Genomic DNA, 12,009 nt, shown 5'->3' with positions numbered 1-12,009 from the left:
TACGGGCGCCTTTTTGCTTTTTGAAGAATATGGCAATCGGCACTTCAGGCGATTGTTTATACATGGCCCGGGAATTCAGGAGTTTGTCATGAGCGCTTTTCACGAACTTAATCTCCACGCACTGGACGGCAAGCCGCTGCTCCTGGAAACCTTCAAAGACCAGGTTGTGCTGGTGGTGAACGTTGCCTCGAAATGTGGATTGACCCCGCAATATGCCGCGCTGGAAAACCTTTATCAGCAGTACAAGGCCAGGGGCTTCAGGGTGCTGGGGGTGCCCTGCAACCAGTTCGCCGGGCAAGAACCGGGCACTGAAGAGCAAATCCGCGAATTTTGCAGCCTGAACTATGGCGTGACTTTCGAACTGAGCGCCAAGCTGGACGTAAACGGTCCGGAGCGTCATCAACTGTATCGCTTGCTGGCCGGCGAAGGGGCAGAGTTCCCGGGTGACATCAGCTGGAACTTCGAGAAATTTCTGGTGGGGCCGGACGGCCGCGTGCTCGAACGCTTTTCACCGCGTACCGCACCGGACGATGCGACGGTTATTCAGGCGATTGAAAAAGCCCTGTCTTAAACCGGCACTTCGACGGCGCCGGTGCAGCCCCGGGCAGCCCGCAGCAAATGGCCTTCGAACTGCTCGATGATGCCCTGCCAGCTTTGACGGCTGGCATGCCGGCGGGCATTGAGACGAATGGTGCGCAGGGTTTCCGGGTCTTCGAGCAGCCAGCAGGCGGCTTCAAGCCAGGCATACTCATCACCCGGCATGGCCAGCACGCCGTTATAGCCATGGCGAATATGCTGGCCGGCAGCGGCCTCGTCATAGGCCACGACCCCCAGCCCCGAGGCCTGGGCTTCAAGCACCACGTTGCCAAAGGTCTCGGAAAGGCTTGGAAATAAAAACACATCTGCGCTGGCGTAATGGTTGGCCAGGGCTTCTGCGCACTGCACCCCGCAAAAAACCGCCTCGGGCAACGATGCCTCGAGAGCAGCCCGCTTTTGTCCGTCACCGACCACAATCAACTTGAAGCGCCGTGCCGGATAGCGTGCTTGCAATGCATCAAGGCAACGTTTGAGGGCTCCGAGGTTTTTTTCCGGTGCCAGGCGCCCGACATGTAGCAGCGCAATATCGTTTTCCCTCAGGCCCCAACTTTGGCGCAAAGACATTTGTCGTCTGGACGGACTGAACAGCTGACTGTCGACGCCGCGGGCGAGTAACTCCAGCCGCTCGAAATGTCTGCGCGTCAGTTCCAGGCGCTGGCTGGCACTGGGCACCAGGGTCAGGCTGGAGCGGTTATGGAACCAGCGCAGATAGCGGGTCAGGGCGCGGCTGAAGAAGGTCAAACCATATTGGTTGAAGTACTGTTGAAAGTTGGTGTGAAAACCGCTGACCACCGCGATGCCCAGGCGTCGGGCAACACGCAATGCACACAATCCCAATGGCCCTTCAGTCGCGATGTACACCACATCCGGGCGCTGCTGCTGCCAGCGTCTGGTCAGCCTGTGGGTGGACGTCATGCCCCATTGCAGACCCGGATATCCCGGCAAAGGCCAGCCCCGACACAGCATCAGCGTCGGGGTACTGCGCTGGTTGGCATCCTCGGTCTGGCGCGGGCGCACCACTTCCACGAGATGATTGCGCGCACGCAAGCCGTCACTCAAATGGCTGAGGGTATTGGCCACTCCATTGATTTCGGGCGGGAAGGTTTCAGTGATCAGGGCTATGTGCAGGGCTGTTGTCATGACCTCAGTGTCAGGTACAGCCATGTCGACAATATGTCAGCGCCATGTTGGATTTATGACGCGGGCAAAAATAATAGCTGCAGGTGCCTCGCGTCAGAGCATTGCGAGGCCCCTGCAGTGATCAGGCTCTGGTTCTGGCCAGTGCTTCGTCGCCCCGCTCACGCACCCAGAACAGGGTCGCGCCTGCGACAGCGGCCGGCATCATCAGAATGTTGACCACCGGAATCAGCAGCACCAGATACACGATCCCGCCAAAGCTCAGGCTCTGCCAGCGCTTTTCACGCAGCCAGGCGAGCATCTCATTCCACCCAAGCTTGTGGTTGTCCGCCGGGTAGTCGATGTACTGGATGGCCATCATCCAGACCCCGAAAATCAGCCACAGGGGCGCGGCTACCAAATTGAGCACCGGAATAAACGACAGGATCAGCAGGGCAATCGCCCGCGGCAGAAAATAGCCCAGCTTGCGCATTTCACGGGCCAGGGTGCGTGGCACCATGGCGATCAGTTCGCCCCAGCTAAAAGGCGGCGAGTTATCCACCCCGCGCACCACAGCTTCGACTTTTTCCGAGAGAAAACCGTTGAAAGGGGCGGCAATGATATTGGCGAGCATGGTGAAGGTGAAAAACACCATCAACGCCACCAGCACCACGAACAGCGGCCACAATAAATAGTTGAGGAAGCTGAGCCAGTGGGGCAGCGACGGCATCAGGGCATCGACCCACAGGCTGAACTGGTGCCCGGCGAAATAAATCAGCCCGACGAACAGCACCAGATTGATCAGCAGTGGCAACAGCACGAACAGGCGCAGGCCAGGGCTGAGGACCAACTTGAGGCCTTCACGCAAGTACTGTGGGCCAGAGAGAACGGGTGCGGGCATAGTGTGCTCCGAGCAGTGGAAAACCGGGCGACCTTAACGGCTTTATCTGTAGGGCGAAAGTCTTGCGTAAGAATCGACAATTGCTGTAACAAAGACGTCCAGGCATCTATTTGACTACATAGAGACCAGCTATGAGCTGGATTGTTATTGCGTATTTCCTTACTCTCTGCGGCCTCTATACGCTGCACCTATATTTTTCAGGATCTGCGTGTTTCAGGCGTTGCCTGAGCAGGTTTGCGATTTCTTTTTATTCCAGCCGGTCAATCGGCGTTCCGACCCGGTTTCGACACGGGCGGTCATAGGAGTGAGTCATGTCTGAAGTACGTCATTCGCGTGTGATTATTCTGGGTTCCGGCCCTGCCGGTTACAGCGCCGCGGTCTACGCGGCCCGCGCCAACCTCAAACCACTGCTGATCACGGGCATGCAGGCTGGCGGTCAACTGACCACCACCACCGAAGTCGATAACTGGCCGGGGGATGTTCATGGCCTGACCGGTCCGGTCTTGATGGAACGCATGCGCGAACACGCCGAGCGTTTTGAAACCGAGATCGTGTTTGATCATATCAACGCCGTTGATCTGAAAAACAAACCGTTCAGCCTTACCGGCGACAGCGGTGTTTACACCTGCGATGCGTTGATCATTGCAACAGGCGCCAGCGCCCGTTACCTGGGTCTGCCGTCTGAAGAAGCGTTCATGGGCAAAGGCGTTTCCGCCTGTGCCACCTGTGACGGTTTCTTCTACCGCAACAAGCCTGTGGCTGTGGTTGGCGGTGGCAACACCGCTGTTGAAGAGGCGCTGTACCTGGCCAACATCGCCAGCAAGGTGACTCTGGTTCACCGTCGCGAAACATTCCGCGCCGAGAAGATCCTGATCGACAAGCTGCACGCACGTGTGGCTGAAGGCAAGATCGAGCTCAAGCTCAACGCCACCCTGGACGAAGTGCTGGGTGACAACATGGGTGTGACCGGTGCGCGCCTGAAAAACAACGATGGCAGCTTTGACGAGTTGAAAGTCGACGGCGTCTTCATTGCCATCGGCCACACGCCGAACACCTCGTTGTTTGAAGGCCAGCTGGAACTCAAGGATGGCTACATGGTTGTGCAGGGCGGCCGTGAAGGCAACGCTACTGCCACCAGCATCGAAGGTGTGTTTGCGGCCGGCGACGTGGCTGACCACGTCTACCGTCAGGCCATCACTTCGGCAGGTGCGGGCTGCATGGCTGCACTGGACGCCGAGCGCTACCTGGACGGCCTGCAGAACGCGCAGTTCTGACAGTTTGCGACATAAAAAAACCGGCTTCGGCCGGTTTTTTTGTGTGCGGCAAATTGTAGGAGCGAGCTTGCTCGCGAGATTTTCAGAGCAGCAAAGAAGAGCTCGCGAGCAAGCTCGCTCCTACAGGGTCAACGGCGGGGCGGTGAATTCAACCCCGGCCAGACCATGGGCGATCAACCCGCGGATGTTGCTGTGGTCCGTGCCGTCCGGAGTCGCCACCACCGAGCGATAGTGCTCGCCGAAAGCCAGCAGTGCTTCTTTATCGCTCAGGCCTTCCAGCAGGGCCAGACCCAGTGTTTTGCACGAGCCCTCATTCTGCCCGGCCGCGTTCTCTACACCACCATTGGTGAAGGCTTGTGGCTGGTAATCGTAGTGCGCTGCGATAAACGCCAGGGTATCGGCGAACAGGTGCTCGCCGCTGTTGAGGCTGGCGCGCAGGGTATTCAAATCAGTCATGCTTTTTTCCTGTAGCGAAGGCCGCAGCCTGTTCGGCGCTGGCTTCTTTCTGGTATTGGGATTTCCACTCGGCATAAGGCATGCCGTACACCACTTCACGGGCGTCATCGAGGCTGAGGTCGATCTGACGCTCGTCAGCCGCTGCCTTGTACCACTTGGACAGGCAATTACGGCAAAAACCCGAGAGGTTCATCAGGTCAATGTTCTGCACGTCCTTGCGGCTGTCCAGGTGCGCAACCAGGCGACGAAAGGCGGCGGCTTCGAGTTCAAGGCGTTCTTGGGGCGTCATGGGATTCACCGATATTTAAAGGGTGGGTGCCTGGCGGCTTGCCGCCAGCGTAATTGAAACCGATTCGGCGAAGCGCAACGCGTGCGGCTTGTCGACTTCGACTTCGGCGTACAGAACGGCGCCATTGGCCATGACCAGATCCAGCAGTTCCTGGGTCAGACGCTCAAGCAGGGCGAAGCGGTTGTCTTCGACATGCTGGATCACCGCTTTGGTGATGGTCCGGTAATTGAGGGCGTGATCGATATCGTTGTCACGCACGGCTTGCTGGGCGGCATAGAGGATGGTGAGGTTGATCAATACATCCTGCTTGTTGAGGATTTCTTCCTCGTTGATCCCGATGTACGTGCGCAGACACAGGTCTTTGACGCGGATGCGGGCCATTCCTGGCTGAAGTTGTGGCATTAAGACTTGCTCCGTCCTATCAATTGCAGGAACTCCATGCGGGTGCTGGATTCGCGAAATGCGCCGAGCATGACCGAGGTGTTCATGGTTGAGTTCTGTTTTTCTACGCCGCGCATCATCATGCACATGTGCCGGGCTTCAATCACCACGGCAACACCGGCGGCCTGGGTAATGTCCTGAATGGCATCGGCGATTTCCCGGGTCAGGTTTTCCTGGATTTGCAGGCGGCGGGCGAACATGTCGACGATGCGGGCAATTTTCGACAGGCCCAGCACTTTGCCGGTCGGGATATAGGCCACATGCGCCTTGCCAATGAACGGCAGCAAATGATGCTCGCACAGCGAATACAGCTCGATGTCGGAGACGATCACCATTTCATCGCTGTCCGAGGCAAACAGGGCGCCATTGACGATGGTTTCAACGCTTTGTTCGTAACCATGACACAGGTACTGCATGGCTTTTGCTGCGCGTTCTGGGGTGTCGAGCAAGCCTTCGCGGTCAGGGTTTTCACCGAGACCGATGAGGATCTCGCGATATTGCTCAGGCAGTGTTGCGCTCATGAAGTACTTCCTCGGGGACGGCTATTTGAGATGCCGGCCGCCATTGACGGTCAAGGTGGTGCCGGTCACATACGGGTTATCCAGCAGGTAGCGCAGGCTCTGATAAATCACCTCGGCGCCGGGTTCAAACCCCAGCGCCGACTTGGCCAGGGTGCTGGCGCGGTACGCCGCGTCATCGTCCGGGTTGAACATCAGCAAGGCCGGGGCAATGCCGTTGACTTTGATGCGTGGCGCCAGTTTAGCGGCGAATGACAGGGTCAGGCTGTCGAGCCCGGCCTTGGTCGCGCAATAGGCAATATGCTTGCTGCTGCCCTTGCGGGTGACATCGTCGCTGATATGCACAATGTCCGCCGGAGTCGAGCGCTCCAGCAGTTCAGTGCAGTGCAGGTTGATCAGGTAGGGGGCGAGCATGTGCACGCTGAACATCTGCGTGAAGGCCGCGGTCTGGTCGTCGACGGTATCCACAAGCCAGGCCGAGGCATTATGGACGATGGCCCGCAGCGAGTCAGTGTGGCTTTTCAGGCGCTGGATAAAATCGAGAATACCTTCTTCGTTTGAAAAGTCGGCAAACAGCGTCGTGGCGCCCAGTTCGCGCAAGGCTTGTACGCCGGGTTTTTCACTGCGGTAGGTGATGATCACCCCATGACCGTCCGCCAGCAGTTGCCTGGCGCAATGCAAACCAATGCGCTGGCCAGCGCCAGTGATCAGAATCGGTGCAGAAGGAGAGGGCATGACGGACTCGGTGAGGTAAGGCCGGAAACTGTCGCGGCGTAGTAGCAAAACTATACCAGCGTCCGCGACGTAACGGCCAAGCCCGAATCCGGGTTTAGCTGCGATGGGATGCGATTGCGCCGGCCGGCGGCTTGTTTGGAAGGCTGTGAAGCCAGTTGGCCAGCAAGTGGGTTGAGAGTGGAATAAACCAGAACACCATCAGCGGGGTCAGGGCCAGGGTGCTGACAAATATGCGTGGCAGCAAACTCAGCTCGCCCAGCAGCGGGCCCAGTACAAAGTTGAACAGCAGTGACACCGGAAAGAAAGCCAGCCAGATGGCCACCGCTTGCTTCCAGCGGGGCGGGCGCTGACCGGTGGCACCGAACCAGCCATCGATACCCTTCACGCGGCGCTCTGAAGGATGGGCAAACAGGTCACTGCCACGCAGCAACCAGGCCTTGCGCGAGACCGAGTGTTCCCAGGCGTGGAGGGTGGCTTCGTCGGCAAAGCGGAAAATGATCTGAAACTCGTCATCGCCCGCAGGCGGGGCCAGAACGCCGGAGCCCAGGTAGCCGGGAAAGTCTGTGGCCAATTGTTCACCCTCATGCAGCCAGGCGATCAATTCCTGATAGCGGCCTTCAGCGACACGGCGTGCAACCAGCAAGGTGACAGGAGTGGTAGACATTGTGTATCTCCAGAAGGCTGATGCTGCCCGGGTAGGGCAGCCACAAAACACAGCACCGGGGTGGTGGGCCGTGTTCTGGAAAACAAGCAAGGATTGTTCCTCCTGAGCTCTTTTGCGCCGGTTTGTATCGCTGACAAGTCTGATCCCGCAAAGCATCGTGAAAATCCCGGCCCCTGTTTGAGCACCAGATGACGCGATGAGGCGTAGAATCCCCTGCATATCCTCTTGGTCCTTGCCCTCCAATGCCCGTGATTACTGAACTTGAGCCCGTAGCGTTATCTGCCGATTGCCCTGAACAGCAAGGCTTGTATCCGATCAGGGAAGTCGCGCGGCTCACAGGCATCAACCCGGTGACCCTGCGCGCCTGGGAGCGGCGCTACGGTCTGATCCAGCCAACGCGCACCATAAGCGGGCATCGTCTGTACTCCGTGACCGATATTGAGACAGTGCGCCGGGTCATGGGCTGGCTGGAGCGCGGGGTGGCCGTCAGCAAAGTCGCGCAGTTACTGGCCAACGACTCTGCACATGAGCGCCCGCAGCCTGTCGCCAATGAGCACCGTGAATGGCAATGCGGTGCAGGGGCTGCGCTGAGTGCATTCAACGAGCCCGAGCTGGAACGCCTGTACGGGCAGATTTATTCCGGTTACCCGGCAGAAACCGTTTTCCAGGATATTTTTCTGCCGCTGTGGCAGCAACTGCTCAGGGGGCGGGATGAGTTCGGCCGTACCAGTGAATGGCTGATGCTGGACGGGTTCCTGCGCGCACGGGTACAGCACCGGCTGCAGATGCAGGCGGCACAAGCCGCACAGTGTGTGGTGATGGTTGCAGTGCCGGAGCTGTGTCATGAGCTGGAGCTGCTGGTCGCCGGCTTGCTCCTGAGCCGCCACGATCGGGTGGTCAGGGTGTTGGCGACAGGGCAGCCACTGGACGAGCTTGCGCTGATTTGCGAGAAGATCAGGCCCCAGGCCGTTGTGCTGTTTGCTCAGCGTACCCTGGGCGCCGCGCACCATCGGCGGCTGACGCGGTTGGCGCCCAGCCTGAACTGTCCGCTGTTTTTGGCGGGCGAGGCTGTGCACACGGCGCAAGAGGCGCTGCAGGGAACATCGGTTGTCTGTTTGGGGCGCCAGGCTGCTGGGGTGAGTCAGCAGCTGGATGCTGAACTCAAGGGGCGCTGAGGGCTATGAGCTGTGAAATGCCGGATGCGCCAGACGATGCTGTTGCAGGATGAACTGGCGCAGACGCTCGGTCTGGCCTTTATCGTGCTGGCCAAGCCGGTAGGCATACAGGCCTGATTCGGTCTTGCGCTCCAGCGTGCCGCGTACGGCGATCCGTTCATAGCCCACGGGGCTGAACCATTGGGCAAACTGACGCGGTGGCTGACTGTTGTTGCGCACCTCCACCAGCAGTCCCTTGAACGATACCTGGGTGACCCACAGGTTTCCGGGTCTGGCCCGAATATTCTCCAGTGCCACCGGTTCTTCCAGGGTCAGGCGCCACGGGCGGCCAAGGGGCCCGTCTTCAAAAATGCTCGGCGCTCCCAGCTGCAAATGCTGTGCATGGAACTCGTCTTCCACCAGGCTTAACGGAAAGCTCATTTGCTGGTCGGCAAATTGCGCCTGGATCGTGACTTGTTCATGGGCGGCCAGGCGGGTGAGCAGATCACGTATTTGCGAGACCCCTTTAACCGTGAGGCTCGACGAAGCGTCCCGCTGATTGAGCTGCGGGTTCTGATGCATCGTCTGGATAAAATCCAACTCGTCCTGAGTCAGAAGGGTCTCGTGGGACATTATCTGGCTCGTAAATTAGCGTTACAAATCAGCGCAGGTGAGACTAAGACCCTCAAATCTGTGTTTTGTTAACTCCGTTCGTCGCCTTGAGCGCCTGGAGTTCGGCTTTTACCCCGGCCAGTTCGGCTTCCAGTTGCGCAACCCGCTGTTGGGCTTTGACCTGGGCCGTGACATCTTTTTGCACGCCAATAAAGTAGGTGAGCTGATCGTTCTCGTTAAACACGGGGGTGATCGACAGCTCGTTCCAGAAATGCGCACCATCCTTGCGATAGTTGCGCAGTATCTGGCGAGTCGGCTGGCCGCTGGCGATGGCATCGCGGATCAATTGCAGGCCGGTTTGATCGCGGTCACCGGCCTGCAAAAAGCGACAGTCCTGATACAAGATATCGTCGCTGCTGTAACCGGTGAGCGTTTCAAACGCCTTGTTCACGTAAATCAGAATGTTGTCTTCGCCTTCCTGTTCGGCAATCACAATGCCGTCCTGGGACGCGTCCACCATGCGTTGCAACAAGCGGGAAGTAATCATCGTGGGGTTCTCCGGAGGGGCGGCAAAGTGCTGGCATTTTAAGCCGGTCGCAGGTGCAGTCTACGTGCCATCACCGAAAGCTGCGCCTCACCTGCTAATATCCCGGACTTTTAGTCAGTTACAGGATCAGATTGATGAAAGTCGCCATCCTTTCCGGCTCGGTGTACGGCACCGCAGAAGAAGTCGCCCGCAACGCCAGACAACTGCTGACCGATGCCGGCTTTGAGGTTTTGCTCAATCCTCGCGCCCGCCTGGCAGATATTCAGGCCTTCGCTCCTGAAGCCTTTTTGGCCGTCACCTCGACCACGGGCATGGGCGAGCTGCCCGACAACCTGATGCCGTTGTACTGCGAGATCCGTGATCTGCTGCCGGCCGCCTGGCGTGGCTTGCCCGGTGCCGTGATCGCCCTTGGTGATGAAAGTTATGGCGACACTTTCTGCGGCGGCGGCGAGCAAATCCGTGAGCTGTTCGCAGAGCTGGGGCTGCGCGAGGTGCAGCCCATGCTGCGCCTGGACTCCAGCGTCACCGTTACCCCGGAAGAGGACGCCGAGCCCTGGCTGCAGGACTTGATCAAGGCACTGACGCAATAACCGGCCGCTCGCGCAGCAGCTCCAGCCAGGCTTGGGCTGCCCGCGACAAATAAGCCCCGTCGCGCCAGATAAAGGCGATATCCCAGCGCAGGTAATCCGGCGCGATCAGCTTCAAACGCACGACCCCCGGCCGTACCAGAGCCCGGGCCACCACGCTGGGCAGCAGCACCACGCCTTGTCCGGCGGCCACCAGCGCCACTAAAAAATCCGATTGCCCGCTGCGGCCACCTTCTTTGGGTGTGAAGCCCGATTGATGGCACGCCTGCAGCAAACGCTCGTTGAGCATGAAGCTGCGCTGGTAGAGCAAAAACGGTGTATCGGCCAATTGCTCCAGACGCACGCTGCCGTCCTGTGCAAGCGGATGATCCTCCGGCAGCAGCGCATCCAGCGGTTCATCGCAAAACGGTTGATAGCCGAACAGCGGGTTTTTCGGGGTCAGACTGCCGCCCAGCTCCAGTTCTCCGCTCATCACCGCCTGCTCAATATGCATGCTGCCGCCTTCGAGCAGTTGCACCTGAATATTGGGGTAACGCCGCCGGTACTCGGCAAACAGGCTGGCGAACAAGGTATTACTGCCCAGTAGCGGCAGCCCTACCCGTAACTCGCCCCGGGTCAACTGGCTCAAGTCGTCCAGCTCGCTGAGCAGCTCGTTGTGCAGGCGCAGCATGCCTTCTGCGCGCTGCAGCACCACATTTCCCGCCGCCGTCAGGCGCACCTGCGAACCCAGTCGATCGAACAGTGGCGTGCCAAGGTTCTGCTCAAGTTGCGCCACCTGTTTACTCACCGCTGACTGGCTGATATGCAGCAGATGGGCGGCCTGGGTAAACCCGCCCTGACGCGCCACTTCAACGAATGTGCGCAGTTGTTTGAATTCCATGTGCGTGATTCCGTTTTGGAATAGCTTCCAGTCTAACAATTCGTTTTAGGGATGGAAGGCCTGTCTTTAAACTGAAGTCCAGTCTGCACTGGAACCCATATGAAACGCTTCGATGTAAAACGCTTTGCCCGTCTGGTCAGTGAGGTGGCGGTATTGCTGGCCATTTATTTTCTCGGCTGTCAGATCGCGGCGTGGTGGCACCTGCCAATACCCGGCGGGGTGATTGGCATGGCCTTGCTGCTGCTGGCATTTGCCCTGGGGCTGATCAACCCGGCGACCCTGCAATTGGGTGCCGGGGTATTGATGGCCGAAATGTTGCTGTTCTTCATCCCGGCGCTGATGAGCCTGCTCGACTACGGCGCACTGGTACGCGATGACGGATGGCGGATATTGCTGGTGATCGGGGTCAGCACCTTGTTGGTCATGGTGGTGACCGCCTTTACCGTCGAAGCCGTATGCCGCTGGAGACTGCGCCATGAAGTTTGAATGGATGCCTGTGTTCTGGCTGATCCTCACCCTCGGGGCCTACGGTCTGAGCCGCTGGCTGTACCGGCGCACCGGGCGCTATCTGCTGTCGCCGCTGATTCTGGTGCCTGCCCTGTTGCTTGCAGTGGCCGTACCGCTACACACCGCCTATGCCGAGTACTCAAGCGATACCCATTGGTTGATGCTGGTATTGGGCCCGGTGACAGTGGCCTTCGCCGTGCCGATCTGGCAGCAGCGCAAGTTGCTGGCGCGGCATTGGGTCGCCTTGTTGCTGGGGATGCTGGCGGGGAGTGTGGCCTCCATTGGCAGCTCATTCTGGCTGGCCAGGGCACTGGCCCTCGACACATCGCTGACCATGTCTTTGGTGCCCCGTTCCATCACCACGCCGTTCGCCATGCCCCTGGCCCAACACCTGGGCGGAGTCCCCGAACTGACTGCGGTGTTCGTAATGTTTACCGGTGTATTTGGCGCACTGCTGGGGGGGATTCTGCTCAAGTGGCTACCGCTGCGCAGCAGTCTGGCGCGGGGTGCCCTGTTCGGCATCGGGGCCCACGGAGCGGGGGTCAGCCGCGCCCGCGAGGTCGGCAGTGAAGAGGGGTCAGTGGCGGGGCTGGTCATGGTCCTCACCGGGATCCTCAACCTGTTTGCGGCGCCATTGCTGATGCTGCTGCTTTGAACCGCGGCAAATTCCGGGCATAAAAAAGGCCGCTGAAGGACAGCGGCCAACGAAGACGTTCATCAAGGAGCAACAA

General features: G+C 59.1%; 17 protein-coding genes. 6 read left to right on the top strand and 11 right to left on the bottom strand.

Annotated features, from left to right (window positions below; translation table 11 throughout):
* Positions 1-88 precede the first annotated feature (88 nt).
* Positions 89-571: a glutathione peroxidase gene (locus tag JQ845_RS02745; protein WP_003439942.1), complete on the top strand. Its 483-nt coding sequence runs from the start codon at positions 89-91 to the stop codon at positions 569-571.
* On the opposite strand, the gene JQ845_RS02740 is transcribed toward JQ845_RS02745, so the two are convergent.
* Together JQ845_RS02740 and cysZ are read right to left on the bottom strand one after the other, a co-directional pair.
* Positions 568-1,761 carry a glycosyltransferase family 4 protein gene (locus tag JQ845_RS02740; RefSeq protein ID WP_161717945.1) on the bottom strand — a complete coding sequence of 398 codons (1,194 nt, stop codon included), beginning with the start codon at positions 1,759-1,761 and terminating at the stop codon, positions 568-570. The two genes, JQ845_RS02745 and JQ845_RS02740, sit on opposite strands and share 4 nt — an antisense overlap.
* Positions 1,762-1,858: 97 nt before the next feature.
* On the bottom strand, positions 1,859-2,614 hold the full coding sequence (gene cysZ / locus JQ845_RS02735; RefSeq protein WP_003439947.1) for a sulfate transporter CysZ: 756 nt from the start codon (positions 2,612-2,614) through the stop codon (positions 1,859-1,861).
* 311 nt (positions 2,615-2,925) lie between these two features.
* Between cysZ and trxB the strand changes: the two genes are divergently transcribed.
* The gene (gene trxB, locus JQ845_RS02730; protein ID WP_003439949.1) at positions 2,926-3,888 is read left to right on the top strand and encodes a thioredoxin-disulfide reductase; all 963 of its coding nucleotides are present in this window, start codon (positions 2,926-2,928) and stop codon (positions 3,886-3,888) included.
* Between the two features lie 120 nt (positions 3,889-4,008).
* Here trxB and JQ845_RS02725 read toward each other — a convergent pair whose 3' ends face one another.
* The 6 genes from JQ845_RS02725 to JQ845_RS02700 form a co-directional block, all read right to left on the bottom strand.
* Positions 4,009-4,344, bottom strand: coding sequence for a HopJ type III effector protein (locus tag JQ845_RS02725; RefSeq protein WP_010656030.1), 336 nt, complete (start codon positions 4,342-4,344; stop codon positions 4,009-4,011).
* Positions 4,337-4,633, bottom strand: coding sequence for a DUF1244 domain-containing protein (locus tag JQ845_RS02720; RefSeq protein WP_003439952.1), 297 nt, complete (start codon positions 4,631-4,633; stop codon positions 4,337-4,339). The genes JQ845_RS02725 and JQ845_RS02720 overlap by 8 nt, the downstream gene beginning before the upstream one ends.
* Positions 4,634-4,648: 15 nt before the next feature.
* Complete coding sequence (folX, locus tag JQ845_RS02715) at positions 4,649-5,035, bottom strand: dihydroneopterin triphosphate 2'-epimerase (RefSeq protein WP_003439954.1); 387 nt, start codon at positions 5,033-5,035, stop codon at positions 4,649-4,651.
* Positions 5,035-5,595, bottom strand: coding sequence for a GTP cyclohydrolase I FolE (gene folE, locus JQ845_RS02710; protein ID WP_003439956.1), 561 nt, complete (start codon positions 5,593-5,595; stop codon positions 5,035-5,037). Before folE ends, folX begins: the two co-directional genes overlap by 1 nt.
* 21 nt (positions 5,596-5,616) lie before the next feature.
* Positions 5,617-6,327, bottom strand: a complete 711-nt coding sequence (gene folM / locus JQ845_RS02705) for a dihydromonapterin reductase (RefSeq protein WP_161717946.1) — start codon at positions 6,325-6,327, stop codon at positions 5,617-5,619.
* Positions 6,328-6,421: 94 nt separating this feature from the next.
* Complete coding sequence (locus tag JQ845_RS02700; protein ID WP_127196054.1) at positions 6,422-6,991, bottom strand: antibiotic biosynthesis monooxygenase; 570 nt, start codon at positions 6,989-6,991, stop codon at positions 6,422-6,424.
* Positions 6,992-7,233: 242 nt separating this feature from the next.
* On the opposite strand from JQ845_RS02700, the gene JQ845_RS02695 reads away from it, so the two are divergent.
* Complete coding sequence (locus JQ845_RS02695) at positions 7,234-8,166, top strand: MerR family transcriptional regulator (RefSeq protein WP_203008123.1); 933 nt, start codon at positions 7,234-7,236, stop codon at positions 8,164-8,166.
* 3 nt (positions 8,167-8,169) lie between these two features.
* Here JQ845_RS02695 and JQ845_RS02690 read toward each other — a convergent pair whose 3' ends face one another.
* Together JQ845_RS02690 and JQ845_RS02685 are read right to left on the bottom strand one after the other, a co-directional pair.
* Positions 8,170-8,778: a hypothetical protein gene (locus JQ845_RS02690; RefSeq protein WP_003439965.1), complete on the bottom strand. Its 609-nt coding sequence runs from the start codon at positions 8,776-8,778 to the stop codon at positions 8,170-8,172.
* A 52-nt stretch (positions 8,779-8,830) separates the two neighbouring features.
* Positions 8,831-9,304 carry a PAS domain-containing protein gene (locus JQ845_RS02685; protein WP_010656027.1) on the bottom strand — a complete coding sequence of 158 codons (474 nt, stop codon included), beginning with the start codon at positions 9,302-9,304 and terminating at the stop codon, positions 8,831-8,833.
* Between the two features lie 134 nt (positions 9,305-9,438).
* On the opposite strand from JQ845_RS02685, the gene JQ845_RS02680 reads away from it, so the two are divergent.
* Positions 9,439-9,894, top strand: a complete 456-nt coding sequence (locus tag JQ845_RS02680; RefSeq protein ID WP_003439968.1) for a flavodoxin — start codon at positions 9,439-9,441, stop codon at positions 9,892-9,894.
* Here JQ845_RS02680 and JQ845_RS02675 read toward each other — a convergent pair.
* Positions 9,875-10,771: a LysR family transcriptional regulator gene (locus tag JQ845_RS02675; RefSeq protein WP_003439970.1), complete on the bottom strand. Its 897-nt coding sequence runs from the start codon at positions 10,769-10,771 to the stop codon at positions 9,875-9,877. The two genes, JQ845_RS02680 and JQ845_RS02675, sit on opposite strands and share 20 nt — an antisense overlap.
* 99 nt (positions 10,772-10,870) lie before the next feature.
* On the opposite strand from JQ845_RS02675, the gene JQ845_RS02670 reads away from it, so the two are divergent.
* Together JQ845_RS02670 and JQ845_RS02665 are read left to right on the top strand one after the other, a co-directional pair.
* Positions 10,871-11,257: a CidA/LrgA family protein gene (locus JQ845_RS02670; RefSeq protein ID WP_060781830.1), complete on the top strand. Its 387-nt coding sequence runs from the start codon at positions 10,871-10,873 to the stop codon at positions 11,255-11,257.
* Positions 11,247-11,933, top strand: a complete 687-nt coding sequence (locus JQ845_RS02665; RefSeq protein ID WP_003439976.1) for an LrgB family protein — start codon at positions 11,247-11,249, stop codon at positions 11,931-11,933. The genes JQ845_RS02670 and JQ845_RS02665 overlap by 11 nt, the downstream gene beginning before the upstream one ends.
* Positions 11,934-12,009: the final 76 nt, after the last annotated feature.

It is taken from the genome of Pseudomonas paraversuta (assembly GCF_904063065.1).
Classification (GTDB): domain Bacteria; phylum Pseudomonadota; class Gammaproteobacteria; order Pseudomonadales; family Pseudomonadaceae; genus Aquipseudomonas; species Aquipseudomonas paraversuta.
Note: the sequence above shows the minus strand (reverse complement) of the source record. Positions and strands in the feature narration are given on the sequence as shown.

Coding starts and splice junctions, on each gene's coding strand:
- JQ845_RS02745 (WP_003439942.1), top strand. CDS start 89: ATGAGCGCTTTTCACGAACTTAATCTCCACGCACTGGACGGCAAGCCG.
- JQ845_RS02740 (WP_161717945.1), bottom strand. CDS start 1,761: ATGGCTGTACCTGACACTGAGGTCATGACAACAGCCCTGCACATAGCC.
- cysZ (WP_003439947.1), bottom strand. CDS start 2,614: ATGCCCGCACCCGTTCTCTCTGGCCCACAGTACTTGCGTGAAGGCCTC.
- trxB (WP_003439949.1), top strand. CDS start 2,926: ATGTCTGAAGTACGTCATTCGCGTGTGATTATTCTGGGTTCCGGCCCT.
- JQ845_RS02725 (WP_010656030.1), bottom strand. CDS start 4,344: ATGACTGATTTGAATACCCTGCGCGCCAGCCTCAACAGCGGCGAGCAC.
- JQ845_RS02720 (WP_003439952.1), bottom strand. CDS start 4,633: ATGACGCCCCAAGAACGCCTTGAACTCGAAGCCGCCGCCTTTCGTCGC.
- folX (WP_003439954.1), bottom strand. CDS start 5,035: ATGCCACAACTTCAGCCAGGAATGGCCCGCATCCGCGTCAAAGACCTG.
- folE (WP_003439956.1), bottom strand. CDS start 5,595: ATGAGCGCAACACTGCCTGAGCAATATCGCGAGATCCTCATCGGTCTC.
- folM (WP_161717946.1), bottom strand. CDS start 6,327: ATGCCCTCTCCTTCTGCACCGATTCTGATCACTGGCGCTGGCCAGCGC.
- JQ845_RS02700 (WP_127196054.1), bottom strand. CDS start 6,991: ATGTCTACCACTCCTGTCACCTTGCTGGTTGCACGCCGTGTCGCTGAA.
- JQ845_RS02695 (WP_203008123.1), top strand. CDS start 7,234: ATGCCCGTGATTACTGAACTTGAGCCCGTAGCGTTATCTGCCGATTGC.
- JQ845_RS02690 (WP_003439965.1), bottom strand. CDS start 8,778: ATGTCCCACGAGACCCTTCTGACTCAGGACGAGTTGGATTTTATCCAG.
- JQ845_RS02685 (WP_010656027.1), bottom strand. CDS start 9,304: ATGATTACTTCCCGCTTGTTGCAACGCATGGTGGACGCGTCCCAGGAC.
- JQ845_RS02680 (WP_003439968.1), top strand. CDS start 9,439: ATGAAAGTCGCCATCCTTTCCGGCTCGGTGTACGGCACCGCAGAAGAA.
- JQ845_RS02675 (WP_003439970.1), bottom strand. CDS start 10,771: ATGGAATTCAAACAACTGCGCACATTCGTTGAAGTGGCGCGTCAGGGC.
- JQ845_RS02670 (WP_060781830.1), top strand. CDS start 10,871: ATGAAACGCTTCGATGTAAAACGCTTTGCCCGTCTGGTCAGTGAGGTG.
- JQ845_RS02665 (WP_003439976.1), top strand. CDS start 11,247: ATGAAGTTTGAATGGATGCCTGTGTTCTGGCTGATCCTCACCCTCGGG.